Consider the following 24,082-nt stretch of genomic DNA (forward strand, 5'->3'; position numbering starts at 1 on the left):
TGCGCATCAGCGCGGAGGTCAGCCGGAACCGGCCGATCCGAGCTCGCCCTCCCAGCGGCGGTACAGCTGGTGCGGCACGGCCGCCGCGTCCAGCACCCGCCCGGCGACGAAGTCGACCAGGTCCTGGATGTGCCGGGCGCCCGCGTAGAAGGCGGGTGACGCGGGCAGCACGACGGCGCCCGCCTCGTCGAGCGTCACCAGGTGCTTGAGGGTCTGGCCGTTGAGCGGGGTCTCGCGGACCGCGACCACCAGGGGCCTGCGCTCCTTGAGCGTGACGCTCGCCGCCCGCTGCAGCAGGTCCTTCGACAGTCCGAGCGCGACGCCCGCCACGCAGGCGGTGCTGGCCGGCACGATGAGCATGCCCTTGACCGGGTACGAACCGGAGGACGGTCCGGCCGCGAGGTCGCCGGCGGCCCAGAACCGCACGTCCGCCAGGTCCGCGGGCTCCAGGTCGAACGACCCGTCCTTGCCGTCGGCGCCGCGCTTCAGCCAGGTCCGCAGGTCGTCGCGCCAGTGCGCGTCGCGGAACGGGTGGCCCGTCTCGTCGAGCAGCGTGAGCCGGGCGGCCCGGCTGACCACCAGGTCCACGGCCTCGCCCGCTCGCAGCAGCCCCCGCAGGACGGCGGCGGCGTAGGGCGTCCCGGATGCTCCGGAGACCCCGACGATCCAGGGTGTGCGCAGGCTCGTTTCCACCCGGCGAGCCTATCCGGACACGTGGGACGCCCTGTGACCGGAGAGGCGCCGGCCCGGTCGAGCCCTCGGGAACCACCCCGGATGTCGGCGGCGTTGTCTACGGTAGGGACACATGGATCTGAGGGGGGCCTCGGTGAGTCACAGCCACGAACCGGTAGCGGACCGTTCCGCGCGGACCTCGCGCACCGCGCGCACCGCACACGCGAGTGTCGGCCTGGCCGCTCCCCTGCGGGGCGGGGCGCGGGTCACGGCCGCCGCCGCGGTCATGCTGGCGTGGGTGGGGCTGCTGTGGCTGCTCGAAGCCGTGGATGTGGTGACGGACCACTCGCTCGACACCTTCGGCATCGTGCCGCGCGAGACGGGTGAGCTGCGCGACATCATCCCGGCCGCCTTCACGCACTTCGGGTTCGCCCATGTCGCGGCCAACAGCCTGCCGCTGCTCGTCCTGGGGTTCATCGCGGCGCTGCGCGGCATCGTCCGCTTCCTCAGCGTCTCCTTCGTCATCATCCTGACCAGCGGCCTGGGCGTCTGGCTCGTCGCGCCCCCGCACACCAACACGGCGGGCGCCTCCGGTGTCGTCTTCGGCCTCTTCGGCTACCTGCTGGTGCGCGGCTTCGTCGACCGGCGGGTGCTGGACATAGCGGTCGGCCTCGGCGTCGCGGTGCTGTACGGGTCGATCCTGTGGGGCGTGCTGCCCACCGCCGAGGGCGTCTCCTGGCAGGGCCACCTCTTCGGGCTCCTCGGGGGCATCGCCTCCGCCTTCTTCTTCCGCGTCCGCACGCCCGACCTCGCCGGCCCGTCCGACCGGACGGCGCGATGACACCTGCCGCACCGGCGGCACCGGCCGCACCGGCCGCATCAGTGAAACCTGCCGAAAAAGCCCTCAGTGCCGCCCGGCACGCACCGCTAATCTGAAGATCTCACCCGGCGCCCCAGGCCATTGGCCGAAGGCCCGCATGTTCTACGGGAGTCACCACATCAGCACCGCACACAAGGGTCTGGCCGCCATCGGCTGCGTCGCCCTCATAGCCACCGCCTCCGCCGCCTGCGGCACCGTCCAGCAGGTCGGCGCGGCCGTGAAGGTCAAGAACGCCGTGGACAAGCTCGGCGAGCAGAAGGCCGTCACCGCGACCGTCTCCTTCGACGCCACCGAGGACCAGGTCTGGGCCGCGATGAAGGGTGAGGACGACTTCACCAAGGACGACGCGAAGATGCTCGCGAGCCTGCACGCCAAGCTCGGGCTGAGCTCCGACAAGGCGCTCAAGGACTCCGCGGCCGCGAAGGACGCGAAGGCCGCCCCGAGCGACGCCTCGTCCTTCTCCTTCCAGCTGTCCTCGGACGCCGCGGGCAAGCAGAACCTCATCGAGGTCCGCTCCATCGGCAAGAAGGTCTACATCCGGGCCGACGTCAAGGCGCTGGCCTCGCTCGGCGGCAAGGACAAGGAGACGTCCCTGGAGGGGCTCCTCCCCTCGGCCGAGGACATCCCGGCCTCGCTCGGCGCCGTGAAGGACGTGCTGGAGGGCAAGTGGGTCTCCATCGACCCGGCGGCGTTCTCGGACCTCGGCAAGACCCTCGGCGGTGACAAGGGCCTCGGCAAGTCGCCGCTGCCGGACCCGTCGTCGTTCGACGCCAAGACCCAGCAGCAGCTGGTCGACGCGATCAGGAACGCGATGGAGCACAACGCCAAGTTCACGGACAAGGGCAGCGACCACGGCGTGGACCACGTCACGATGACGGTCCCGGGCGGCCCCGCGGCCAAGGAGCTCGCCAAGAGCCTCGCCCCGCTGGAGAAGCAGATCCCGGACTTCAAGGCGGCGGACCTCAACAAGGTCCCGGCCAAGGACTACACGGTGGATCTGTCGATCAAGGACGGCATGCTGTCCGGGATCACCGTCGACCTGACCCAGCTCAACAAGAAGCCGTCCCAGGGCAAGCTCCCGCTGGTCATCGGCCTGGACGGCGGCAGCGCCCCGGTCACGGCCCCGGCCGGAGCACGGCCGTTCACCCCGCAGGACATCATGGGCCTGTTCATGCTCGGCGCCCAGAACCTCAAGGGCCTCGGCGCGTAGCGCCCGGCGGCCGCGGCCCCGGTGTCCGTCAGATACCGAGGCCGCGGACCGCGAGGTCGAGCAGCGCGCAGACGAAGAGCGCGATGCCGATGAATCCGTTGACCTGGAAGAACGCCCGGTTCAGCCGGCTCAGGTCGTGCGGCCGCACGATCGAGTGCTCGTACAGGAACGCGCCGGCGACGATCGTCAGCCCCACCCACCAGAACGCGCCCGCGCCGGTGGCGACCCCGTACCAGGCCAGCAGGGCCGTCGTGACGACATGGCAGCCGCGGGCCCCGTACAGGGCGGCGGCGACGCCGAAGCGGGCCGGGACGGACTTGACGCCGTCCGCCCGGTCGGCGGCGACGTCCTGCGACCCGAAGATCAGGTCGAAGCCGCCGATCCACACGCCGACGGCCAGCCCGAGGATGACCGCGTCCCACGACCACTCGCCGGTGACCGCGAGCCACGCGCCGATCGGGCCCATCGCCTGCGCGACGCCGAGGATCGCGTGCGGGAAGTTCGTGAACCGCTTGCCGTACGGATAGACCACCATCGGGATCACGGCGATCGGCGCCAGCGCCAGGCAGAGCGGGTTGAGCAGCGCCGCCGCGCCCAGGAAGAGCACCACGGCCACCAGCGCGCCGGTCCACGCCGAGCGCACCGAAACCGCCCCGGTGACCAGTTCGCGCTGCGCGGTGCGCGGGTTGCGGGCGTCGATCTCCCGGTCGATGATCCGGTTGCACGCCATCGCGAAGGTGCGCAGCCCGACCATCGCGACCGTGATCAGGACCAGCCGCCACCAGTGGACGGATCCGTCCAGCGCGAACATCGCGCTGAGCGCGGCGATGTACGCGAACGGCAGCGCGAAGATCGAGTGCTCGATCATGACGAGCCGCAGGAACGCCCTGATCCGGCCAGGCGGCGCGGGTTCCGGGGCGAAGAGGTCCGGGGTTGCGGAATCCGTGGTCACGAGAGGCCGTACTCCTTCCAGCGCCGGTCGACCTTGGCGGCGGTCTCCGGGTCGGAGACCACCATCTCCGGCCAGCCGCCATCGCGCGTGTACCCCTCCTCGGGGAGCTTACGGGTCGCGTCGATGCCTGCCTTGCCGCCCCAGAACTGCTGGTAGGAGGCGTGGTCGAGGTGGTCGACCGGCCCTTCCACGACCGTCAGGTCGCGGGCGTAGTCGGTGTTGCCGAGCGCGCGCCAGGCGACTTCGTGCAGGTCGTGCACGTCGCAGTCGGCGTCCACGATGATGATCAGCTTCGTCAGCGACATCATGTGCGCGCCCCAGATCGCGTGCATCGTCTTCTGGGCGTGCTTCGGGTACTTCTTGTCGATCGAGACGATGGCGCAGTTGTGGAAGCCGCCCGCCTCCGGCAGGTGGTAGTCCACGATGTCCGGCACGATGATCTTCAGCAGCGGCAGGAAGAACCGCTCGGTGGCCCGGCCCAGCGGCCCGTCCTCGGTGGGCGGCCGGCCCACCACGATCGACTGCAGCAGCGGGCGCCTGCGCATCGTCACGCAGTCGATGGTCAGCGCGGGGAACGGTTCCTGCGGGGTGTAGAAGCCGGTGTGGTCGCCGAACGGGCCCTCGGGAAGCGTCTTCCCGGGCTCCAGCCAGCCCTCCAGCACGACCTCGGCGTTGGCCGGGACCTGGAGCGGGACGGTCTTGCAGTCCACCATCTCCACCCGCTTGCCCTGCACGAAGCCCGCGAACAGGTACTCGTCGATGTCGCCGGGCAGCGGCGCGGTCGAGGCGTACGTCACCGCCGGCGGGCAGCCGAACGCGATGGCGACCGGCAGCCGCTCACCGCGCCGCTCCGCCACCTTGTAGTGGTTGCGGCTGTCCTTGTGGATCTGCCAGTGCATCCCGATGGTGTTGCGGTCGTGCCGCTGCAGCCGGTACAGCCCGAGGTTGCGCACCCCGGACTCCGGGTCCTTGGTGTGCGTCAGCCCGAGGTTGAAGAACGAGCCGCCGTCCTCCGGCCAGGTGAAGAGCGCGGGCAGCGCGTCCAGGTCCACGTCGTCGCCCCGCAGCACGACCTCCTGCACGGGCGCGTCGCCGGACTTCACCTTCTTCGGCGGTACGTGCGTCATCCCGGCGAGCTTGCCGAACGCCTCCCGCACGCCGGTGAAGCCGTGCGGCAGCTCCGGCTTCAGCAGCCCGGCGATCTTGTCGCTGATGTCGCTGTACGCGCTCAGCCCGAGGGACTTCAGCATCCGCCGGTCGGTCCCGAACACGTTCATCGCCAGCGGCATCGACGAACCGCGCACGTTCTCGAAGAGCAGCGCGGGACCGCCCGCCTTGTTCACGCGGTCGGTGATCTCGCCGACCTCCAGATACGGGTCGACCTCGGCCTTGATCCGCTTGAGGTCGCCGTCCTTCTCCAGAGCCCTCAGGAAGGAGCGAAGATCGTCGTAAGCCATAGGGTCCAGTATCCGCCACGCACTACCCTGTACCCGTCACCGGGCCCCGCCACGGCCCGTTTCTTCCGGCTCAGGGGGCCCGCTCGCCATGATCAGGTATCTGCCGTTCCTGCTGGTGCTCGCGTTGTGGATCTACGCGTTCATCGACTGCCTGAACACCCCGGAGGAGGAGGTCCGCGGACTGCCGAAGGTGGTGTGGGTGATCATCATCCTGCTCTTCGGCGAGGTCCTCATCGGGCCCATCGCCTGGCTCGTCGCCGGCCGCAACCGCCGCCCGGTGCCGGCGAGCGGCAGCACGCCGTCCGAGTGGCACCGGTCCCGGCAGGACTGGGTCGCGCCGGACGACAACCCCGACTTCCTCAAGGGGCTGAAAGAGGACAACAAGAAGGACGAGGCGGTCCTCAAGGACTGGGAGGCCGACCTCCGCCGCCGCGAGGACGAGCTGCGCCGCCGCGAGTCCGGACGGGACGACACCCCGCCGGCCGGCGACTGAGGTGCCCGTACGGCCGCCCCGGGGGGAGCGGTCGTACGGACCACGGCTCGGTGGCGTCAGACCCCGGCGTAGGAGTGCTTGCCCGTGATGAAGATGTTGACGCCGTAGTAGTTGAAGATGAAGCACGCGAAGGCGACCAGCGCCAACGCGGCGGCCTTGCGGCCCTTCCAGCCGGCCGTCGCGCGGGCGTGCAGGTAGCAGGCGTACGCGACCCAGGTGATGAACGACCAGGTCTCCTTGGGGTCCCAGCCCCAGTACCGGCCCCAGGCGGCCTGCGCCCAGATCGAGCCCGCGATGACGGTGAACGTGTACAGCGGGAAGACCAGCGCGTTCATCCGGTACGCGAACTTGTCGAGCGTCGCCGCCGACGGCAGCCGGTTCATGATGTTGGCCCAGGTCGGGTTCACGGCCCGGCCGGCGGTCAGGGCCGCCTCGTAGTAGTCGCGGAAGAGGAACAGCGCCGTGCCGACCGCCGCGAGGTAGAACACCGCGCCGGAGATGATCGCGCACGAGACGTGGATCCACAGCCAGTACGAGTGCAGCGCCGGGACCAGCTGGTCACTGTCGGTGTAGAGCACCGCGACGGCCAGGCCGAGGTCCAGCAGCACCGTCGTGGTCAGGAAGAGCCCGATCCAGCGGACCCGCTTCTTCATCGCCAGCAGGAGCAGGTACAGCCCGACCGCGACCATGCCGAACGTCGTGGAGAACTCGTACATGTTGCCCCACGGCACCCGCTGCACGGAGGCCCCGCGGCAGACGACCGCGGCCAGGTGGAACGCGAACGCGAGCACCGTCAGCGAGACGGCGATCCGGCCGTACCGGTCGCCGTCCGCGTCGGTGCCGGCGGCGCCGGGGCCGTCCGGGATGCCGCGGTCGCTGGCCGAGGAGCGGGTGACGACCTTGGGCCGCTCCAGGGTGGCGGTGCCGCCGCCGCGCTGGACGACCTCGATCGCGGGGGCCGCCGCGGGGGCGGTGAGCGCCGCCGCGGTGATCGCGACCCGGCTGCGGCTGCCGAACACCCACTCGGCCATGTGCGCGAGGAAGGCGAGCGTGTAGACCGCCATGGCGGAGTAGATCAGGTAGTTGCTGTAGTTCGCGAAGTTCTCATTGACCGCTGCCGCGATAGTCACGCGCGCGCTCCTTCGTCTGGCAGGAGAGGTTCTTCCGAGGGGTCTGCGTCCGGGCCGCCGGGGTCCGGCAGCTGGGGCGCGTCCGGCAGGAGCTTGTAGGCGAGGTCCCCGATCTCGTCGGCGATCCTCGCCGACTCGCTGCGGCCGAGCCCGGCCAGCTCCACGACGGTCACACCGTCGTCACCCGGGGTGGCCCGGATCCACACCCGGCGGCGCTGGATGAACAGCGAGCCGGCCAGACCGAGGATCGCGGCGACCGCGCTGCCGAGCGCCCAGCCGTTGCCGACCTGGTGGGAGACCTGGAAGCTGGCCCAGGTCTTGACGCCGTCGAAGGTGATGGAGCCGCCGCCGTCCGGCAGTTGCAGGGACTCCCCGACGGCCAGCACCTGGCGCAGCGGCTGGCCGTTGGCGGACTTGTACTGCGTCATCTTCTTGTCGTCGAGCTGGTACACGTTCTGCGGCACGCCGCCGTTCATGCCCAGGTCGCCGTGGTACGCGGTCAGGACCAGCGCGGGGCGGTCGAGGGCCGGGAAGACCGAGTGCGGCCCCTGGTTGTCGATCACCATCGTCGGGGCGAAGATCCCGCTGAACGCCAGCTGGTCCTCACCGCCCGCCTTGTTCCGGTAGTTGTCGGTGACCTTCACGACGCCGTGCGAGGTGAGGCTGCCGTCACTGGGCAGGAACGGCGTCGGGCCCTGGTAGACGACCGTGCCGCGGGCGTCCTTCACCGTGACGACCGGCGCGTAGCCGTGGCCGATCAGGTAGACCGTCTCACCCTCGATGTCCAGCGGCTGGTTGACCTCGATCGAGGACTTGACCGGCTTGCCGTCCGCGCCCTTCCAGTAGTGGATGTTGGCGCGGAACGTGCGCGGGGTGCCCTTCTGCGGGCCGGTCCGCGCGTACGTGGCGTCGAAGCTGTCCAGCGTGAACCCGAAGGGGTCCAGGTCGTCGGCGGTGTAGAACGTGCCGGGCTTGAAGTCGTCGTACTGCGTGAGGTTGTTGGAGAAGCCGTCGCCCTCGACGATCAGCTTGCCGCCCTCGCCCTTCCACAGCGCGCCGACCGCGAAGGAGATCAGCAGCCCGAAGAGCGCCAGGTGGAACATCAGGTTGCCGGCCTCGCGCAGGAAGCCCTTCTCGGACGCGACGGCGGTGCCGGCCCGGTGGGTACGGAACCGGCGACCGCGCAGCAGCTTCCGCGCGGCGTCCAGCACCTCGTCCTCACCCGCAGCCGTGCGCCAGGTCGTGTACGCGGGCAGCCGTGTCAGGTTGCGCGGCGCGGCCGGCGGCCGGGAGCGCAGCTGGCCGACGAACTGCCAGCTGCGCGGCAGGATGCAGCCCGCCAGGGAGACGAAGAGCAGGATGTAGATCGCCGAGAACCACGGCGAGCTGTAGACGTGGAACAGCCCCAGCCGCTCGTAGATCGGGGTGGCGTTGGGGTGCACGTCCTTCCACGCCTGCGCCTTGAGCTCGTCGACGCTGGTCTGCGGGACCAGCGAGCCGGGGATCGCGGCCATGGAGAGCAGGAAGAGCAGGATCAGGGCGATCCGCATCGACGTGAGCTGCCGCCACATCCAGCGCACCCAGCCGAGGCACTCGCGCAGCGTCCAGCCGAGCGCTCCGCGCAGGCCGGGCCTGCGCACCCCGCCGAACGAGCCGGGAACGACCTCGCCGAGTTCCTCGGCCGGCGCCGTCGACAGCTGCGCGCCCGCCGACCCGTACTCGCCGCCGGGCGTGACGTGTTCCTCGGCTTCGCGGGCGGTCTTCGGCCCGGATTCCGTACTCATGAATCAGACCCCAGGAGTGAAGTTGGCGGACCAGCTCTGCAGGGAGACGACCATGTCGTCCCACACGCCGGTGAGGAGCAGCACGCCGACGGCGACGAGCATGCCGCCGCCGATCCGCATGACCCACACATAGTGGCGCTTGACCCAGCCGAACGCGCCCAGCACGCGGCGGAAGGCGACCGCCGCGACGATGAACGGCAGGCCGAGGCCCAGGCAGTAGAACACGGTGAGCAGCGCCCCGCGCCCGGCGCTCGCCTCGTTGAAGGCCAGCGCCTGCACGGCGCCCAGCGTCGGGCCGACGCACGGCGCCCAGCCGACGCCGAAGAGGACCCCGAGCAGCGGGGCGCCGACCAGTCCCATCGCGGGCTTGCGGTGGAAGCGCAGGTCCCGCTGGGTCAGGCCGCCGAGTATCCCCATGAACGCCAGGCCCATGAGGATCGTGGCGACACCAAGGACCTGGGAGATGATCTCCTTGTGCTCCTGCAGGCGCAGCCCGAAGTAGCCGAAGAGCGCGCCGCCGGAGACGAAGACCGCGGTGAAGCCGAGGACGAAGAGCGAGGCGCCGGCGACCATCCGGCCGCGTCGGGCCTCCGCGAGGTCCGCGCCGGCGTTGCCGGTCACGTAGGAGAGGTAGCCGGGCACCAGCGGCAGCACGCAGGGGGAGAAGAACGAGACCAGGCCGCCGAGCATCGCGATCGGGATCGCGAGCAGCAGCGCCCCGGAGGAGACCGTCTCGGTCACGTCACTTCTCCGCGACGATCGGGTCGAGGGCCTGGTGGAGCTTGTCCTCGCCGACGGGCGCGAGGATCCGGACGGCGACCTTGCCGTCCCGGTCGATGATCAGGGTGTTCGGGATGCCCTGCGGGTTGAGGCTGCCCTTGGGGAACTTCAGCATGAGCTTCCCGATCGGGTCGTAGAAGCTCGGGTACGGGACGCGGAACTGCGTCTCGAACGCGTGCGCCTTGACCTTGTCGGGGTCGCGCGTGTTGATCCCGATGAACTCGACGCCCTTGGCCTTGGTGTCGTCGGCCACCTTGACCAGGTGGGGCGCCTCGGCCCGGCAGGGGGCGCACCACGAGCCCCAGACGTTGAGGACGACGACCTTGCCCTTGTAGTCGGCGAGGTTCAGCTGCTTGCCGTCGACCGCCTCGCCGGTGATGGCGGGGGCGGGGCGCCGGTCGGCCTTGGCCGCCCGGGAGATCTCCCCCGAGCCACCGACGAAGTTGGTGCCGCTGCCGCCGGAGGAGGTGCCGCCACTGGAGCAGGCCGAGAGCGCCAGCGCCGACACCGCGACCCCGGCCAGTGCCATGGCACCGCGGAGGGGGGTGCGTCGGACAGCGCGCGTAGGACTCATGTGAAAAGTTTCGCATGCGTCGTCCGACGATCTTTCGCGCCCCCGACACCGACGCCAAAAGCGGCAATTGCCCCAAGTAAGGATCAGGTAGCGGAAGCGCCCACGAGGTGGGCCGCGAGGCGGGTCAGGGGGCGGCCGGGCGGCCTACGGGGTGGGCGCCATCATCGGGGAGGCGGGGGACGTCGGGGAGCCGGGCGAGCCGGCCGCGCCCTCCGCCGCCAGGTACGCCTTCCAGCCGCCGGCCGGCTTCTGCCCGACCTCCAGCCGGCGCAGCTTCCCGAGCACCTTCGGGTCCTGCGCGTCGAGCCAGTCCACGTACTGCCGGAAGGAGACCAGCCGGACGTCCTTCTTCTCCTGGCCCGCGATGTGCTTGAACGCCTCCTCGACGGCGTTCATGTAGATGCCGCCGTTCCACTTCTCGAAGTGGTTGCCGATGTAGAAGGGCGCGCGGTTCGTCTCGTAGGCCCGCTGGAAGCCCGCGATGTACGAGGCGGCGGCCTGCCGCTGCCAGCCCGGGTAGTTGGCCGGGTCGCTCTTGGTGGCGTTCTTCGACTGGTTCGCCAGCATGTTGTAGTCCATCGACAGGACCTCGAAGGAGTGCCCGGGGAACGGGATGAGCTGCAGCGGCAGGTCCCACAGGCCGCCGCGCTTCTCGGGCCACACCTGCCGGCCGCCCGGCGAGCTCGCGTCGTAGCGCCAGCCCAGCTTGTGCGCGGTCGGCAGCAGGTTGTCCTGGCCGAGCAGGCACGGCGTGCGGGCGCCGACGAGCTCCTTGTCGTAGTCGAACGGCAGCGGGGCCTCGTCCTTCAGCCCGGTGTTGGTCTTCCAGTTCTTGACGAACGACTTGGCCTGGTCGATCTCGCTCTGCCACTGGGTGGGCGTCCAGTTCCCGACCGTGCCGTGGCCCGAGCAGAAGTGCCCGTTGAAGTGCGTGCCGATCTCGTGGCCCTCGGTCCAGGCCGCCCGGATGTTGTCCAGCGTCATCTTGATGTGGTCGTCGGTGAGGTACCCGATGTCCGACGCGCCCCGGTTGTTGTTCGGCGGGTCGTAGAGCCGCTTCTTCGACTCGGGCAGCAGGTACAGCCCGGACAGGAAGAACGTCATCGCCGCGCCGTGGTCCTTGGCCAGCTGGCGGAAGCGCGGGAACAGCCCGTTCCCGACCTCGCCCGCGCCGTCCCAGGAGAAGATCACGAACTGCGGCGGCGTCTCCCCCGGCTCCAGCCGCTCCGGCTTCCGCGGCTGGTTCGGCTGGGGTCCGGTGTTCGCGGTGGAGCCGTCGCCGATCAGCTGGACGGTCTTCTCCGGCTCCTTCTGGCCGGTCGCCGTACCCGGCTTCGTCCCGCCGCCGTTCGAACCGGCGTCGCCCCCCGAGGAGCATCCGGCAGCCGCACCGACCGCGACTCCGGCGGTGGCGGTGAGCAGACTCCTGCGGGTCATGGCGCGCATGTACATCCCCATTTCTCGGGCCTCATGGATGGCGATCACGAAAAAGGTGGCCACCATTCATGACGGCTGTCACAGCCGTACGGTTACCGAAAAGTCAGAAAAATCCCACCGGTTAACCCGACTGGCGCACGCGCAGGCTCCCAGGAGCACCGGATTGACCCATCGGCTCGGCCCTTGCGGCCGATCCGACAGGTCTACCCGGCGAACGACTCCTCAGGCCCCGAAGGCCTTCGATCCGCCCTTGACGGGCTTCGCGCCCGCCAGCAGGTGCGCCGGCACCAGGTCGCGGGCCGGCTCCGCGTAGCCGACCGAAACGATCTTGTCGCCCTGGTACGTGAAGCTCGTCACACTCGCCAGCGTGCACTGCCGCTTGCGCGGGTCGTGCCACAGCCGGCGCCGCTCGACGAAGCTGCGGGCGATCCAGATCGGCAGCTGGTGGCTGACGCAGACCGCCTCGTGGCCGCGCGCCGCGTCCCGTGCCGCCCCCAGCGCCGCCATCATCCGCACGACCTGGTCGACGTAGGGCTCACCCCAGCTCGGCTTGAACGGGTTGGTGAGGTGCTTCCAGTTCTGCGGGTTCCTCAGGGCGCCGTCGCCGACCCCGAAGGTCTTGCCCTGGAAGACGTTCTCGGCCTCGATCAGCCGCGCGTCCGACGCGACCTCCAGCCCGTGCGGGGCCGCGATCGGCGCCGCGGTCTCCTGCGCCCGCTCCAGCGGGGACGACACGACGTGCGTGATGTCCCGCCCCGCCAGGTGCTCGCCGACCCGCTCGGCCATCTTCCGGCCCAGCTCGGAGAGGTGGTACCCGGGCAGCCGGCCGTAGAGCACGCCCGAGGGGTTCTCCACCTCGCCGTGCCGCATCAGGTGGACCACGGTGATCTCTGCGTCGTCAGTCATGCCGCTCATCTTTCCTTCGTCCCCGCTCATTGCGCCGTCCCCGCTCACTGGGTCGACTCGGCCGCGGCACGCGCCGCGGCCGGCAGCGCCGCGGCGATCCGCTCGATCGCCGCGTCGTCGTGGGCCGCCGAAACGAACCAGGACTCGAAGGCCGACGGCGGCAGGTAGACGCCCTGCGCCAGCATCGAGTGGAAGAACCCGGTGAAGCGGAATGCCTGCTGCCGCTTCGCCTCGTCGTAGTTGGTCACCTGCTCGTCGGTGAAGAAGACCGAGAACATGTTCCCGGCCCGCTGCACCCGGTGGGCGACGCCCTCCTTCGTCAGCGCCTCGCCGACCAGCGACGACACCCGCTCGGACACCGCGTCCACCGTCGCGTACACCGCGTCGTCGCAGAGCCGCAGCTGCGCCAGGCCCGCCGCGGTCGCCACCGGGTTACCCGACAGGGTGCCCGCCTGGTAGACCGGCCCGGCCGGAGCGAGGTGGCCCATGACGTCCGCGCGGCCACCGAACGCGGCGGCCGGGAAGCCGCCGCCCATGACCTTGCCGAAGGTCATCAGGTCCGGCTCGACGCCGTCCAGCCCGTACCAGCCGGCCTTCGAGACGCGGAAGCCCGTCATCACCTCGTCGGAGATGTAGAGCGCGCCGTTCTCCGCGCACAGGCTCTTCAGCCCGGCGTTGAAGCCCTCCGCCGGCGGCACCACGCCCATGTTGCCGGGCGACGCCTCGGTGATCACACACGCGATCTCGCCGGGGTGCGCGGCGAAGGCCGCCCGCACGGCGTCCAGGTCGTTGTACGGCAGCACGACCGTCTCGCCCGCCTGCGCGCCCGTCACCCCCGGGGTGTCCGGCAACCCGAACGTGGCAACCCCGGAACCGGCCGCGGCCAGCAGCGCGTCCACATGACCGTGATAGCAACCGGCGAACTTCACCACCTTCGCGCGGCCCGTGAAGCCGCGCGCCAGCCGGATCGCCGACATGGTCGCCTCGGTCCCGGACGACACCAGGCGGACCTGCTCCACCGGGCCGATCCGCGCCACGATCTCCTCGCCCAGCAGCACCTCGCCCTCGCCGGGCGTGCCGAAGGACGTACCGCGCGTCACCGCCTCCTGCACGGCGCCGATCACCTCGGGGTGCGCGTGGCCGAGGATCATCGGACCCCACGAGCACACGAGGTCGACGTACTCCCTGCCGTCGGCGTCCGTCAGGTACGGACCCTTCCCGGACACCATGAACCGGGGCGTACCGCCCACGGCGCGGAAGGCGCGCACCGGGGAGTTGACACCTCCGGGGGTCACGGCGGCAGCTCGGTCGAACAGAACCTGCGAAACTGGGGCTTCGTACGGATAGCTCACAGGCACATGCTCTCAAACGCCGGGCGTTGCGCGCGCAGGTCTCGACCCGGCATCTGAGACGATGATCGGGTTGCGCGGTTGGGTCTGTGAATGGTCGGGTAGTGAAATGCAGCGCGGTGGCGAACTGGGCGAGGGAACGGGCGACCACGAGCCCGATCACGCCCGGCCCACCGGCAGGCGTCGTCGGTCCTCCGATCGCGATCGCAGAGCAGCCGCGGAGAGTGGGAGCAGGGGTGGCCGAGTGGGGGTGACCTACAAGTACTTCGGGGCACCCGATGGCGCCACAGCCGCCAGGGTCCCGATCTCCATGCGTCCCGAGGAACTCGGCGGTGACGAGCTCGGCAACGGCATGTACACCAAGGTCAAGCCGGAGACCATGGCCGCCATGGTGCTCACCGGCATCGAGGGCATACCCCCGGCCAAGGTCCCGCCGCTGGAACTCGTCGTCCTCCACCCGGACTACGCCGTCGTCAAGCTCCCCATGAGCGTGGTCGAACCCCTGCGCAAAGCCGGCGAAGAGGAACTCGGCGCCGCCGCTTTCATCTGGTCCACCGTCCCGGACCGGCGCGGCCCGCGAGACGCCTTCGTCATCTACCAGATGCTCCACGAGTGGCAGGGCTTCGCCTCCCGCTGCCACGAGGCAGGCCACCAGCTGTACTGCCTGGTCTGGCCCTGACCCTCCCCCTCCTTCCGCTACCCGCCCGCCTTGCGTGCAATCTCCCGGATGTACAGGTGCGTATTCGCGCCACGGCGGGTTTTCGCCCACGGGGCGACAAGTCGGGTGTAATCGGCGACATCGCCCCTGATGTGCGGCGTTCGTCGCGCCCGCGCTCCTACGCTGCCGTGCCATGAAGCACCGCAGCGCCCTCCTGGCCGCCGTCGCGGCCCTGATGGCGATCCTCTCCCCGGCCGCCACCGCGACATCCGCGCCCGAGCCGTTCGCGCCCGCGACGCCCGCGCCCGCCGCCGTGTGCCCGTCGGCCGCCGCCCCCGCTGCCGCGCTGCCCGCGGAGCTGCTCGGGCGGACGGTCCGCACGATGCCCGGCCGGCGGAACGGGATCGCGCTGACGTTCAACGCGGCCTGGAACGAGACGGGCCTGGACGCCGTCCTCAAGGTGCTGCACGACGAGAACGCGCCGGCCACGTTCTTCCTGACCGGCCAGTTCGCCGAAGCGCACCCGGCCGCCGCGCGGTCGATGCTGGCGGCGGGGCACGGCATCGCCAGCCACAGCCACAGCCACCCGTACTTCGGCGAACTCACCTGCGCGGGCCGGGAGCGCGAGGTGCGCCTCGCCGACCAGGCGCTGCGCGCGGCGACCGGGACGGCGCCGCTGCCGTTCTTCCGCTTCCCCTACGGCGAGACCACCCCGCAGCAGGTGGCGGAGGTCAACGCGCTCGGCTTCGCGAACATCGAGTGGACCGCCGACACCAACGGCTATCTCAATACGGGGGGCGGCATGACCGTGCAGAAGGCCGTCGACCGCGCCCTGGACGCCCTGGCACCGGGCGCGATCATCCAGCTGCACATCGGCGACCCCAACGACCTTCCCACCATCCTCGACGCCCAGGCCCTCCCCCGGATCATCACCACCGCCCGCACCCGCGGCTACACCATCACCGACCTGCGCACCCTCCTCGTCCCGCCCGCCGCGTAGCGTGCCGACCCATGACCTCAGCGAACGAACCGGCGTGGGCGGACCTGCTGGTGAACAGACCGGCGCTGGACGCGTTCCACTCGGCCGTCCCGGCGCTGGAGTCCCTCACGGTGCGGTCGGTGCACCTGGACCGGCGGGGTCCGACGCTGATCCTGCGGTTCGACTCCGGGTCGGGGTGCGGGGCACCGGCGTGGAGTTGGCGTTCACCAGCAGCGACTCCCTCACCGTGGGGCACCTGAGCGCCTTCGTGCGGTCCGGCGGCGGAGCGGACACCGGGAAGCAGCATTTCGTGAGCAGGATCGACGGCCTGTTCTATCTGCACATCGACGAACGGGAGACCGGGGTCACCCTCGGTTTCGAGCTGGACCGGCTTCCGGACCATCCGATTCCGGAATGGACCGGGAAAGGGTTCAACGCTTTCGAGATGTACCTGTCCTTCACCGGCGTTTCCGGGCTGGAGATCGACGGATGGGCGTTCGCTTTCCAGGGGGCCGTCTCGGTGGAGCGGGATCCCGGCGGCGGAATCCGGGTGGAGATCTCCGGGCCAGCGGAATCCGTGGTGTTCCGGGCCGGCGCTGCCGCGCTGGTGAAAGCGCGGGCCTATCGCGCCTCGGGGAGCGAGTGAGGGCGGGCGAACTCGGGGTGAGGCCATTCGGGTGCCTCGGGCGCGACAGGGGCCGGGTCAGTCGCTACCGTCGCGCATATGGCTACATTCCCGACATCCGGCACACTGGCGACCGGCCGGCAGCTCTCCGCCCCGCCCTTCGCCCGCCCCGTGCTGGCCCTCGCCGCCGCCAGCGGATACGCCCTCGACGCGGTCTGGCGGGCCCAGGCACTGGTCCGGCGCGCCCTCCGGTTCCGGCGCTGAGCCGACGGGCGCGGGCCGCCGTCAGGGCGCCGGGGTCGGGGCCCGCAGATGGTCGCTGATCCACTTCATCGAGCCCTGCCCCATGCCCCGCAGGTACGAGAGCCCGTCGTGCTTGCCCCCGGCGATGATCTGCAGGCGGGTCCTGACCGGGCCGTGCCCGTAGCCCGCGATGAACTGCCGGACCTTCGCCATCTCCCCGCGGCTCTCCGCGGTCCCGACCTGGAAGGCCAGATACACCTCCGGGCCGCGCCGGTCGATGAGCCGCTGCGCCAGGACCTGCGGGTTGTTCGCCTGCTTCTCCTTGAGGTGGCCGCGCCACAGGGAGGAGTCCGGCACGATGTCGGGCCCGCTCACTATCGCCGCCTTGAACGTCTCCGGGTGCTGCAGCACGCTCTTCAGCGCGCAGAAGCCCCCTGACGACGACCCCATGAAGGCCCAGCCGTCACGGCTCGCGAACGTCCGGAAGTTCGCCCGCACCAGGTCGGGCACATCGCTCGTGATCCACGTCCCCATCTTCTGCTGACCCGGGATGTCACTGCAGTCGTGGTAGTGCGGCCCGGGGTTCATCACCGGCATGACGACGATGAACGGCAGGCTGCTGCCCTGCGCCGTCCACCGCGCGATGTCCTCCTGCAGGCCCAGGTCGCCGCGGATCCAGTAGTTGTACGGATAGCCGTAACTGCCCGGCAGGGCGATCAGCACCGGGAACGCGCTCTTCGCGTACCGCGGGTCGTAGTACTGCGGCGGCGCCCACACCCACACCTTGCCGGTGAACCCGGACTTCTTCCCGTGATAGGTGGTCATCCCGATCCGGGTGCCGCCCGCCAGCGTCGTCCGCTGGTCCTCGAACGACGCGTGCGTACCGTTCAGGACCGTCGCGGCCGGCCCCGCCGCGGTGTGCGGGAACGCCGGACCGCCGCCGCTGAACGGCACGGGCCGTGAGCCGTAGCCGACGAAGAGGAGCAGTACCAGGACGGCGGCCGCTGCCATGGGCCAACGTTTCACGGGTGGTCCCCCTTCATCCGGCCCCACGGGGCGAAGCGATACCTGCACCTGGTGTGATCCCGGATCCCCGCCCGCCGTTCCGATCCGCCGAAGTGCCGTGGATCACATCTGCCCCGTTGCCCGTAACCCCGGTGACCCTCGTCCCAATTCACGGGGAGAGGCCGCGCAACCCCGACCGCCCGAATTCCGTCTCGTCATGGCGAGAGGCTCATAAGCGGGTGGAACGCCGGGCCGGGGCACAACGCCCAAGATTGGGAATCGAGATTCTGATGAGCCTGACGGGGACCCCGTTCTTCCTGAGCACGATCCTCTTCGTGCTGGTCGCCCTCGCACTGCCGCTCACCCTCTGGAGCCGGCTGCGCGGGCCGCTGGCCGTCCGGTACGCGGCCCGGTTCGGCATGCTGCTGCTCTGCCAGGTGACATCGGTGCTCATGGTCTTCGTGATCGTGAACAACTCCAACGGCCTGTACGACAACTGGGAAGACCTCCTCGGCACCGGCACCCACGTCCAGGCCACCGCCGACCTCGGCCCCGACGGCGGCGCCGCACAGGCCAGGCGCGAGCCGAAGATCGAGCAGAAGTTCAAGCAGGCCAAGGGCCCCAACATGGGCGACGTCCAGCAGGCCGACCTCAAGGGCCGGGTCTCCGGCGTCGAGGGCGAGGTCTACGTCTGGCTGCCGCCGCAGTACAACGACCCCGCCTACAAGGACAAGAAGTTCCCGGTCGTCGAACTGCTCCCCGGCTACCCGGGATCCGCCAAGGCCTGGTACGGCACCCTCAAGGTCCAGACGCAGCTCAAGCCGCTGATGCAGAGCGGCAAGGTCGCCCCGTTCATCCTCGTCTCACCGCGCACCACGCTGCTCGGTGGCCAGGACACCGGCTGCGCCAACATCCCCGGCAAGGTCAACGCCGACACCTGGCTGAGCGTCGACGTCCGCCGCATGGTGACCGACAACTTCCGCGCCCAGGACGACGCCGCCGGCTGGGGCGTCGTCGGATACTCCGCCGGGGCGCACTGCGCCGCACGCCTCGCCATCGAGCACCCCGACCGGTACGCGGCGGGCGTCAGCCTGTCCGGCTACAACAACCCCGCCGCCGAGAAGGACTCCCTCACCGCCAAGGACCCGGTGCTGCGGGTGAAGGCCAACCCGCTGTTCATGCTGCAGCACGCCGCGCACCCGCCGCGCACGTCCCTCTTCATCTCCGGCGCCTCCGGCGACGGCTACCAGGACGGTCTGGCCCTGCGGAACGCCGCCAAGGCGCCGACGAAGGTCAAGGTCGTCCAGATCCCGGCGGGCGCCGGCGGCCACGGCACCGGCGTCTGGAAGTCCCAGGTCCCCGACGTCTTCCACTGGCTCACCGAACAGGGCTTCAAGGCCCGCTGAGACCGGCGGTGCCGGGTGCTCCCCCCGTGGCGCCCGGCACCGTCCCCCGCCACAGCCGCACCCCGGACATCACCGCCGCCACCAGCAGGATCAGGTCCCGCGCCGCCAGCAGCAGCGCCGCCGGGACCGAACCGCCGAGCAGGTCCCGGAACAGGTACGGGAACACCGCCGTCGTCAGCACGCACGCGCCCAGCACCAGCCACGCCACCGGCCGCTGCGTCGTCGCCCGGTGCAGCAGGCACACCGCCGCCAGGCCCACCAGCCACACCATGTACTGCGGGCTGATCACCCGGCTCGTCACCACGAACAGCAGGACGGCCGTCAGCGCCGCGTCCGGCAGCGCCCACGCCTCCGTACGCCCCGCCCCCGACCGCACCCGCCACAGCAGCAGCCAGCCGAACGCCACCACCGTCAGCGCCGCGCTCACCCGCGCCACCAGCCCCACGTACGGGCCGATGAACTCCATCGACCCGTCGTGCGGCGCCCAGTGCCCCGACCAGCCGAAGTGTCGCGCCAGGTGGAACGGCAGCGCGCCGAGCGACTCCACCTCGATGCCGCGGTCCCCCTGGTACGCCAGGAACGACAGCGCGCCCGGCATCGCCAGCAGGAAGCCCACCGTCACCAGCACCGCCGACAGCGCCGCCGCCGCCCACGACAGCCGGGTGCGCCGCCCGCGCGCCGTGCCCGCGAGCAGCAGCACCGGCCACACCTTCACTACCGCGCCGAGCCCGACCAGCACCCCGAACACCCGGTCCGCCCACACCCGCCGCGAACCGGCCGCCAGCAGCGCGCCCACCGCGACCGCCGTCACCATCACGTCGAACCGGCTCCACGGCACCGTGCTCAGCAGCGGCAGCCCCACCACCCACATCCAGGGCCCGGCGACACTGCGCCGCCCGTCCGCGTGCCGGGCCGCGTGTGCCAGCGCCGCCAGCACCACCGCGTCGCACACCGCGCACAGCACGATGAAAGCGTGCGAGTAGTCCAGGAACGGCACCAGCCGTGGCGCGAGGATCGGCAGCGCGGCACCCGGCGGGTACTGCCACGACACGTCGTCGTGCGGGAAGGTGCCGGAGGCCAGCACGTCATACCACCCGCGGTACACCTTCGACACGGACACGTCCGGGCCGTCCTCGCTGCTGAACGGGCCGAGCCGCAGCGCCGCGGAGACCAGCACCAGCCGGGTCAGCAGCCACACCCCCGCCGGCCACAGCAACCGCCGGCCGGGGACCGTGCCCGTGCTGACCACCGCATTCCTCCATCAACGACACGGGCACCCCGATGCCCACGATGCTAATGAAGATCAGAACCGGCCGCCGAACGCCGCCGGCCCGCCGCCTATGCTCGGTGCGAAAGCCATCCCGCAGTCGAAAGGCGCCGTGACATGAGCATCCGCACCGCAGTGGTCACCGGGGCGAGCAGCGGCATCGGTGCCGCGACCGCCCGCAAGCTCGCCGCCGCCGGGTACCACGTGCTGCTCACGGCCCGCCGCGCCGACCGCCTCGAAGCACTCGCCAAGGAACTCACCGCCGCGGGCCACTCGGCCGCCGCCCACACCCTGGACGTCACCGACCGCGCCGCCGTGGACGCCTTCGCCGCCTCCCTCGACCGCTGCGACGTCCTCGTCGCCAACGCGGGCGGCGCCCTCGGCGCCGACACCGTCGCCACCGCCGACCCCGCCGACTGGCGCGCGATGTACGAGGTCAACGTGCTCGGCGTCCTCAACATCACCCAGGCCCTGCTCCCGGCCCTCACGACCAGCGGCGACGGCACGGTCGTCGTGCTCTCCTCCACCGCGGGCCTGGCCACCTACGAGGGCGGCGGCGGCTACGTGGCCGCCAAGCACGGCGCGCACGTCATCGCCGAGACCCTGCGCCTGGAGCTGTGCGGCGACCCGGTCCGCGTCATCGAGATCGCGCCCGGCATGGTGAAGACCGACGAGTTCGCCGTCACCCGCTTCGGCGGCGACACCGACAAGGCCGCCAAGGTCTACGCGGGCGTCGCCGAACCCCTGACGGCCGACGACGTGGCCGACACGATCGCCTGGGCCGTCACCCGCCCCGCCCACGTCAACATCGACCTCCTGGTGGTCCGCCCCCGCGCCCAGGCCTCCAACTACAAGGTCGACCGCAAGAACTGATCAGGACCTGCCGGTGGGGGCGGGTGATCACACCCGCCCCCACCGGACGCACGGTTCAGCCCTTGACGCAGACGACCTGCTTCAGCTTGGCAACCACCTGGACCAGGTCCCGCTGCTGCTCCATGACCTTCTCGATCGGCTTGTACGCGCCCGGGATCTCGTCCACGACGCCGGAGTCCTTACGGCACTCCACGCCCCGCGTCTGGTCCTCCAGGTCGCGGACGGTGAACCGCTTCTTCGCCGCGCCCCGGCTCATCCGGCGGCCCGCGCCGTGCGAGGCGGAGTTGAACGCGTCGGCGTTGCCGAGGCCCTTCACGATGTAGGAGCCGGTGCCCATGGAGCCCGGGATGATCCCGAACTCGCCGGCGCCGGCCCGGATCGCGCCCTTGCGGGTGACGAGCAGGTCCATGCCGTCGTAACGCTCCTCCGCGACGTAGTTGTGATGGCAGCTGATCACGTCGTCGAAGGTGGGCCTGGCCTTCTTGAACTCCTTGCGGACCACGTCCTGGAAGAGCGCCATCATGATCGCTCGGTTGCGCTTGGCGTACTCCTGCGCCCAGAAGAGGTCGCCCCGGTAGGCCGCCATCTGCGGGGTGTCCGAGATGAAGACCGCGAGGTCGCGGTCGGGCAGGTCCTGGTTGTGCGGCAGCTTCTGCGCCTCGCCGATGTGGTGCTCGGCGAGTTCCTTGCCGATGTTGCGGGAGCCGGAGTGCAGCATCAGCCAGACCGAACCTGTCTCATCGAGACAGAATTCAATAAAGTGATTACCGCCGCCGAGCGTTCCCATCTGCTTTGTGGCCCGTTCATGACGGAATTTGACGTCGCTCGCGAGCCCGCCGTACCTCGCCCAGAACTCGTCCCACCCCGCCGTCGGGAAGCCGTGCATGCCCCGCACGTCGACCATCTCCCGGTGCATGCCACGTCCCACCGGGATCGCCTGCTCGATCTTCGAGCGGAGCCGCGACAGGTCGCCCGGCAGGTCGTTCGCGGTCAGGGAGGTCTTCACCGCGCTCATGCCGCAGCCGATGTCGACGCCGACCGCCGCCGGGCAGACCGCGCCGTGCATGGCGATGACGGAGCCGACCGTCGCGCCCTTGCCGTAGTGGACGTCCGGCATCACGGCGAGGCCCTTGATCCACGGCAGCGTCGAGACGTTGCGCAACTGCTGCATCGCGCCGTCCTCGACGGAGGCCGGGTCGGCCCACATGCGGATCGGCACCCGGACGCCGGGCACCTCGGTGTAGGACATCTCCATCCCCCTTCTCGAACGGACAAAGTGGCACAACGAATCGCGCCGTGACGACATCAATAATGTGGACGAAACGCCGGAAAACCCCAGGCGGCCACGCAGCCGCGTCAGCGGGTGCGGTAGACATTGTGTCCACGGCACGCACGCGCGCGCCAAGGGATTTCGGGGCACGCCCCGGCGGAAGGAGCCTGGCCAGTGCAGCCATCGCGAGGACTGCTGGGCATCGTCTGCGCGGCCGTACTGGCCGTTTCGGGGCTCAGCGCCTGCACCGCGGACGGCGCCAAGGACCCGGCGGCGGTGGACGACAGGTCCGCGGTCGGCGAGCAGAAGATCGTCCCCGCGCCGCCCGGCAAGTACCGCAAGCTGCCGGAGCCGTGCGGCGCCCTGGACCCGGACACGCTCAAGACGCTGGTGCCGAACGCGCCGGACTACGCCGGCGACGCCGAGCTCACCTATGACACCAACCGGCGGGTCGGCTGCACCTGGGCCGGCGAGACGGCGCAGGGCAACCGCTACCTGCAGATCGACTTCGAGCGGGTCGTGTCCTACGACCCCGGGGTCAGCGACGAGGCGCAGGCGCAGTCGGACTACGAGGCCAAGGCGCTGAAGGCCGGCATCCCGACCACCCCGGGCACGCCCGCGGCCACGACGACCACGCCGCCGCCCGGCCTCCCGACCGGCCTCCCGGGCCAGCCCCCCGCCGGCGTGCCGACCGCCCCCACCACGTCGCCCACCACCTCGCCCGACCTCGCGCCCCGGCTGCTCGCCGAGGTCGGCAACGCGGCCTTCATCGACGACGAGCTGATGACCCGCGACTCGGGGGTGCACCGTGACATCACTCTCGTTTTCCGTACGGCGAACGTCCTCGTGACGATCTCGTACTCGCAGTGGTCGGCCGACAAGACCACCGTCCCGCAGAGCGCTGACCTGCAGCAGGGCGCGGAGCTCGTGGCGGACGTGCTCGTCAAGACGATCAAGTGAGCGCGGATCGTCCGATAACGGACGCCCCGTAGGCTGTCCGTTTCCAGCCGTCCGGCCCCCGGAGCAACGAAGTGAGCGAAGGACCCATGCACCGTTCAGCACCGCGCATCGCCCGAGTTCTCGCCTGTGCCGCCGTGCCGGTACTGCTCATCGCCGGCTGCTCGTCGGGGTCGGACTCGTCCAAGAAGTCGCCGGAGACCTCGGGCGCCGCCAAGACCTCCGCCTCGTCGGCCCCCGCCGCGGTGAAGTTCGCGAAGCTGCCGGACCCCTGCAAGGCGCTCACCCCGGCCACCGTGGCGCGGCTCGTGCCGAAGGCGAAGAGCGCGGCGGGCACGGCGGCGAAGTCGTCGGACGCCATGGCGCGCGGCGGCTGCTCGTGGAACGGGCTCGACGGCTACCAGTTCCGCTGGCTGGACGTGGCCCTGCAGCGCTTCGACTCGGCGCAGAGCTCCGGCAGCGGCGAGGAGCAGGCGAAGAAGCGCTTCACCGAGCAGGTCGCGGCGGCGGCCCAGATCAAGGGCGCCACGTCCACGAAGGCGGACGGCGTCGGCGACGAGGCGACCGTGGTCAGCGCGCCGGTGGAGAAGGACAAGCTGAAGTACCAGGACGAGACGGTGGTCGCGCGGACCGGCAACGTCATCGTGATCCTGTCCCACAACGGGGCGGGTTTCGAGGACGCGAAGACGCCCGCGGCCGACCAGCTGATGAAGGACGCGATCGCGGCGGCGAAGGAAGCCGTGGCGTCGGTCGCGGCGGCGAACACGGCGGCGAACACGTAACAACTCCGGTCCCACCTGTGCGGGTATCAGCACCTTTGTGCGACCTGGCCGGGCCGCCATATGACAGGCTGGGCCGGTCAGTTGCCGAGGGTGGGAGGGGTCGCGGGTGCCCGCGATACGCATGACCCGGACGCATCGGATCCTTGTCGGTGTGGTGGTCGCCGGTGCGGTGGTGATCGCCGCGATCGGGTTCGCGGGCTCGTACGCCGCGGTGCGCGAGCTGGCGCAGCACAAGGGCTTCGGCTGGTTCGCGAACGTGTTCCCGATCGGGGTCGACGCCGGGATCGTGGTCCTGCTCGCGCTGGACCTGCTGCTGACGTGGATGCGGATCCCGTTCCCGCTGCTGCGCCAGACCGCCTGGCTGCTGACCGCCGCCACCATCGCCTTCAACGG

The 24,082-nt window shown here is 70.7% G+C and carries 26 protein-coding genes; 13 read left to right on the forward strand and 13 right to left on the reverse strand.

Annotated elements, in window-relative coordinates:
* Positions 1 to 18: 18 nt before the first annotated feature.
* The gene (locus tag ABZ721_RS13615) at positions 19 to 693 is read right to left on the reverse strand and encodes a UbiX family flavin prenyltransferase (protein ID WP_358788772.1); all 675 of its coding nucleotides are present in this window, start codon (positions 691 to 693) and stop codon (positions 19 to 21) included.
* A 265-nt stretch (positions 694 to 958) separates the two neighbouring features.
* On the opposite strand from ABZ721_RS13615, the gene ABZ721_RS13620 reads away from it, so the two are divergent.
* Both ABZ721_RS13620 and ABZ721_RS13625 read left to right on the forward strand, forming a co-directional pair.
* Positions 959 to 1,513, forward strand: a complete 555-nt coding sequence (locus ABZ721_RS13620) for a rhomboid family intramembrane serine protease (RefSeq protein WP_358788807.1) — start codon at positions 959 to 961, stop codon at positions 1,511 to 1,513.
* Positions 1,514 to 1,649: 136 nt separating this feature from the next.
* A complete protein-coding gene (locus ABZ721_RS13625) occupies positions 1,650 to 2,762 on the forward strand; it encodes a hypothetical protein (protein ID WP_358788773.1) in 1,113 nt (370 codons plus the stop codon).
* Positions 2,763 to 2,790: 28 nt separating this feature from the next.
* On the opposite strand, the gene mqnP is transcribed toward ABZ721_RS13625, so the two are convergent.
* Entirely contained in the window at positions 2,791 to 3,714 is a 924-nt protein-coding gene (mqnP, locus tag ABZ721_RS13630; RefSeq protein ID WP_358788774.1) for a menaquinone biosynthesis prenyltransferase MqnP, read from the reverse strand.
* On the reverse strand, positions 3,711 to 5,171 hold the full coding sequence (locus tag ABZ721_RS13635; RefSeq protein ID WP_358788775.1) for a menaquinone biosynthesis decarboxylase: 1,461 nt from the start codon (positions 5,169 to 5,171) through the stop codon (positions 3,711 to 3,713). The genes mqnP and ABZ721_RS13635 overlap by 4 nt, the downstream gene beginning before the upstream one ends.
* Before the next feature lie 88 nt (positions 5,172 to 5,259).
* Here ABZ721_RS13635 and ABZ721_RS13640 point away from each other — a divergent pair, with 88 nt between their 5' ends.
* On the forward strand, positions 5,260 to 5,664 hold the full coding sequence (locus tag ABZ721_RS13640) for a PLD nuclease N-terminal domain-containing protein (protein WP_358788776.1): 405 nt from the start codon (positions 5,260 to 5,262) through the stop codon (positions 5,662 to 5,664).
* 56 nt (positions 5,665 to 5,720) lie between these two features.
* Here ABZ721_RS13640 and ccsB read toward each other — a convergent pair whose 3' ends face one another.
* The 7 genes from ccsB to hemL form a co-directional block, all read right to left on the reverse strand.
* Positions 5,721 to 6,794: a c-type cytochrome biogenesis protein CcsB gene (gene ccsB, locus ABZ721_RS13645; protein WP_358788777.1), complete on the reverse strand. Its 1,074-nt coding sequence runs from the start codon at positions 6,792 to 6,794 to the stop codon at positions 5,721 to 5,723.
* The gene (locus tag ABZ721_RS13650; protein ID WP_358788778.1) at positions 6,791 to 8,578 is read right to left on the reverse strand and encodes a cytochrome c biogenesis protein ResB; all 1,788 of its coding nucleotides are present in this window, start codon (positions 8,576 to 8,578) and stop codon (positions 6,791 to 6,793) included. Before ABZ721_RS13650 ends, ccsB begins: the two co-directional genes overlap by 4 nt.
* A gap of 3 nt (positions 8,579 to 8,581) precedes the next feature.
* Positions 8,582 to 9,268 carry a cytochrome c biogenesis protein CcdA gene (locus ABZ721_RS13655; RefSeq protein WP_358788808.1) on the reverse strand — a complete coding sequence of 229 codons (687 nt, stop codon included), beginning with the start codon at positions 9,266 to 9,268 and terminating at the stop codon, positions 8,582 to 8,584.
* 52 nt (positions 9,269 to 9,320) lie between these two features.
* The gene (locus ABZ721_RS13660; protein ID WP_358788779.1) at positions 9,321 to 9,932 is read right to left on the reverse strand and encodes a TlpA disulfide reductase family protein; all 612 of its coding nucleotides are present in this window, start codon (positions 9,930 to 9,932) and stop codon (positions 9,321 to 9,323) included.
* 144 nt (positions 9,933 to 10,076) lie between these two features.
* Positions 10,077 to 11,378 carry a hypothetical protein gene (locus ABZ721_RS13665; RefSeq protein WP_358788809.1) on the reverse strand — a complete coding sequence of 434 codons (1,302 nt, stop codon included), beginning with the start codon at positions 11,376 to 11,378 and terminating at the stop codon, positions 10,077 to 10,079.
* 213 nt (positions 11,379 to 11,591) lie between these two features.
* Entirely contained in the window at positions 11,592 to 12,275 is a 684-nt protein-coding gene (locus ABZ721_RS13670; RefSeq protein WP_358788780.1) for a histidine phosphatase family protein, read from the reverse strand.
* A gap of 44 nt (positions 12,276 to 12,319) precedes the next feature.
* Entirely contained in the window at positions 12,320 to 13,627 is a 1,308-nt protein-coding gene (gene hemL, locus ABZ721_RS13675) for a glutamate-1-semialdehyde 2,1-aminomutase (RefSeq protein WP_358788781.1), read from the reverse strand.
* Between the two features lie 106 nt (positions 13,628 to 13,733).
* On the opposite strand from hemL, the gene ABZ721_RS13680 reads away from it, so the two are divergent.
* From ABZ721_RS13680 to ABZ721_RS13700, 5 genes are all read left to right on the forward strand, one after another.
* Positions 13,734 to 14,303, forward strand: a complete 570-nt coding sequence (locus ABZ721_RS13680; protein ID WP_269273317.1) for a hypothetical protein — start codon at positions 13,734 to 13,736, stop codon at positions 14,301 to 14,303.
* 172 nt (positions 14,304 to 14,475) lie between these two features.
* Positions 14,476 to 15,282 carry a polysaccharide deacetylase family protein gene (locus tag ABZ721_RS13685; protein ID WP_358788782.1) on the forward strand — a complete coding sequence of 269 codons (807 nt, stop codon included), beginning with the start codon at positions 14,476 to 14,478 and terminating at the stop codon, positions 15,280 to 15,282.
* Positions 15,283 to 15,293: 11 nt separating this feature from the next.
* Positions 15,294 to 15,521 (forward strand): hypothetical protein, encoded by a 228-nt coding sequence (locus tag ABZ721_RS13690; RefSeq protein ID WP_358788783.1) that lies wholly within the window; start codon positions 15,294 to 15,296, stop codon positions 15,519 to 15,521.
* A gap of 50 nt (positions 15,522 to 15,571) precedes the next feature.
* Positions 15,572 to 15,907, forward strand: coding sequence for an Imm50 family immunity protein (locus ABZ721_RS13695; RefSeq protein ID WP_358788784.1), 336 nt, complete (start codon positions 15,572 to 15,574; stop codon positions 15,905 to 15,907).
* Positions 15,908 to 15,985: 78 nt separating this feature from the next.
* On the forward strand, positions 15,986 to 16,150 hold the full coding sequence (locus ABZ721_RS13700) for a hypothetical protein (protein WP_358788785.1): 165 nt from the start codon (positions 15,986 to 15,988) through the stop codon (positions 16,148 to 16,150).
* 21 nt (positions 16,151 to 16,171) lie between these two features.
* On the opposite strand, the gene ABZ721_RS13705 is transcribed toward ABZ721_RS13700, so the two are convergent.
* Complete coding sequence (locus ABZ721_RS13705) at positions 16,172 to 17,140, reverse strand: alpha/beta hydrolase-fold protein (protein ID WP_358788786.1); 969 nt, start codon at positions 17,138 to 17,140, stop codon at positions 16,172 to 16,174.
* Positions 17,141 to 17,424: 284 nt separating this feature from the next.
* Here ABZ721_RS13705 and ABZ721_RS13710 point away from each other — a divergent pair, with 284 nt between their 5' ends.
* Positions 17,425 to 18,540, forward strand: coding sequence for an alpha/beta hydrolase-fold protein (locus ABZ721_RS13710; RefSeq protein WP_358788787.1), 1,116 nt, complete (start codon positions 17,425 to 17,427; stop codon positions 18,538 to 18,540).
* On the opposite strand, the gene ABZ721_RS13715 is transcribed toward ABZ721_RS13710, so the two are convergent.
* A complete protein-coding gene (locus ABZ721_RS13715) occupies positions 18,527 to 19,789 on the reverse strand; it encodes a glycosyltransferase family 87 protein (protein WP_358788788.1) in 1,263 nt (420 codons plus the stop codon). The genes ABZ721_RS13710 and ABZ721_RS13715 overlap by 14 nt on opposite strands.
* Positions 19,790 to 19,924: 135 nt before the next feature.
* Between ABZ721_RS13715 and ABZ721_RS13720 the strand changes: the two genes are divergently transcribed.
* A complete protein-coding gene (locus ABZ721_RS13720; protein ID WP_358788789.1) occupies positions 19,925 to 20,680 on the forward strand; it encodes an SDR family oxidoreductase in 756 nt (251 codons plus the stop codon).
* A 55-nt stretch (positions 20,681 to 20,735) separates the two neighbouring features.
* Here ABZ721_RS13720 and ABZ721_RS13725 read toward each other — a convergent pair whose 3' ends face one another.
* The gene (locus ABZ721_RS13725) at positions 20,736 to 21,929 is read right to left on the reverse strand and encodes an RtcB family protein (RefSeq protein WP_358788790.1); all 1,194 of its coding nucleotides are present in this window, start codon (positions 21,927 to 21,929) and stop codon (positions 20,736 to 20,738) included.
* Between the two features lie 195 nt (positions 21,930 to 22,124).
* On the opposite strand from ABZ721_RS13725, the gene ABZ721_RS13730 reads away from it, so the two are divergent.
* From ABZ721_RS13730 to ABZ721_RS13740, 3 genes are all read left to right on the forward strand, one after another.
* On the forward strand, positions 22,125 to 22,910 hold the full coding sequence (locus tag ABZ721_RS13730; RefSeq protein WP_358788791.1) for a hypothetical protein: 786 nt from the start codon (positions 22,125 to 22,127) through the stop codon (positions 22,908 to 22,910).
* 86 nt (positions 22,911 to 22,996) lie between these two features.
* Positions 22,997 to 23,689 carry a DUF3558 family protein gene (locus ABZ721_RS13735; protein ID WP_358788792.1) on the forward strand — a complete coding sequence of 231 codons (693 nt, stop codon included), beginning with the start codon at positions 22,997 to 22,999 and terminating at the stop codon, positions 23,687 to 23,689.
* Positions 23,690 to 23,795: 106 nt separating this feature from the next.
* Positions 23,796 to 24,082, forward strand: a 287-nt coding sequence (locus ABZ721_RS13740; RefSeq protein WP_358788793.1) for a DUF2637 domain-containing protein, incomplete at its 3' end; no start/stop codon positions are given.

The sequence above is a fragment of the Streptomyces sp. NPDC006733 genome (assembly GCF_040636125.1).
Classification (GTDB): Bacteria; Actinomycetota; Actinomycetes; order Streptomycetales; family Streptomycetaceae; genus Actinacidiphila.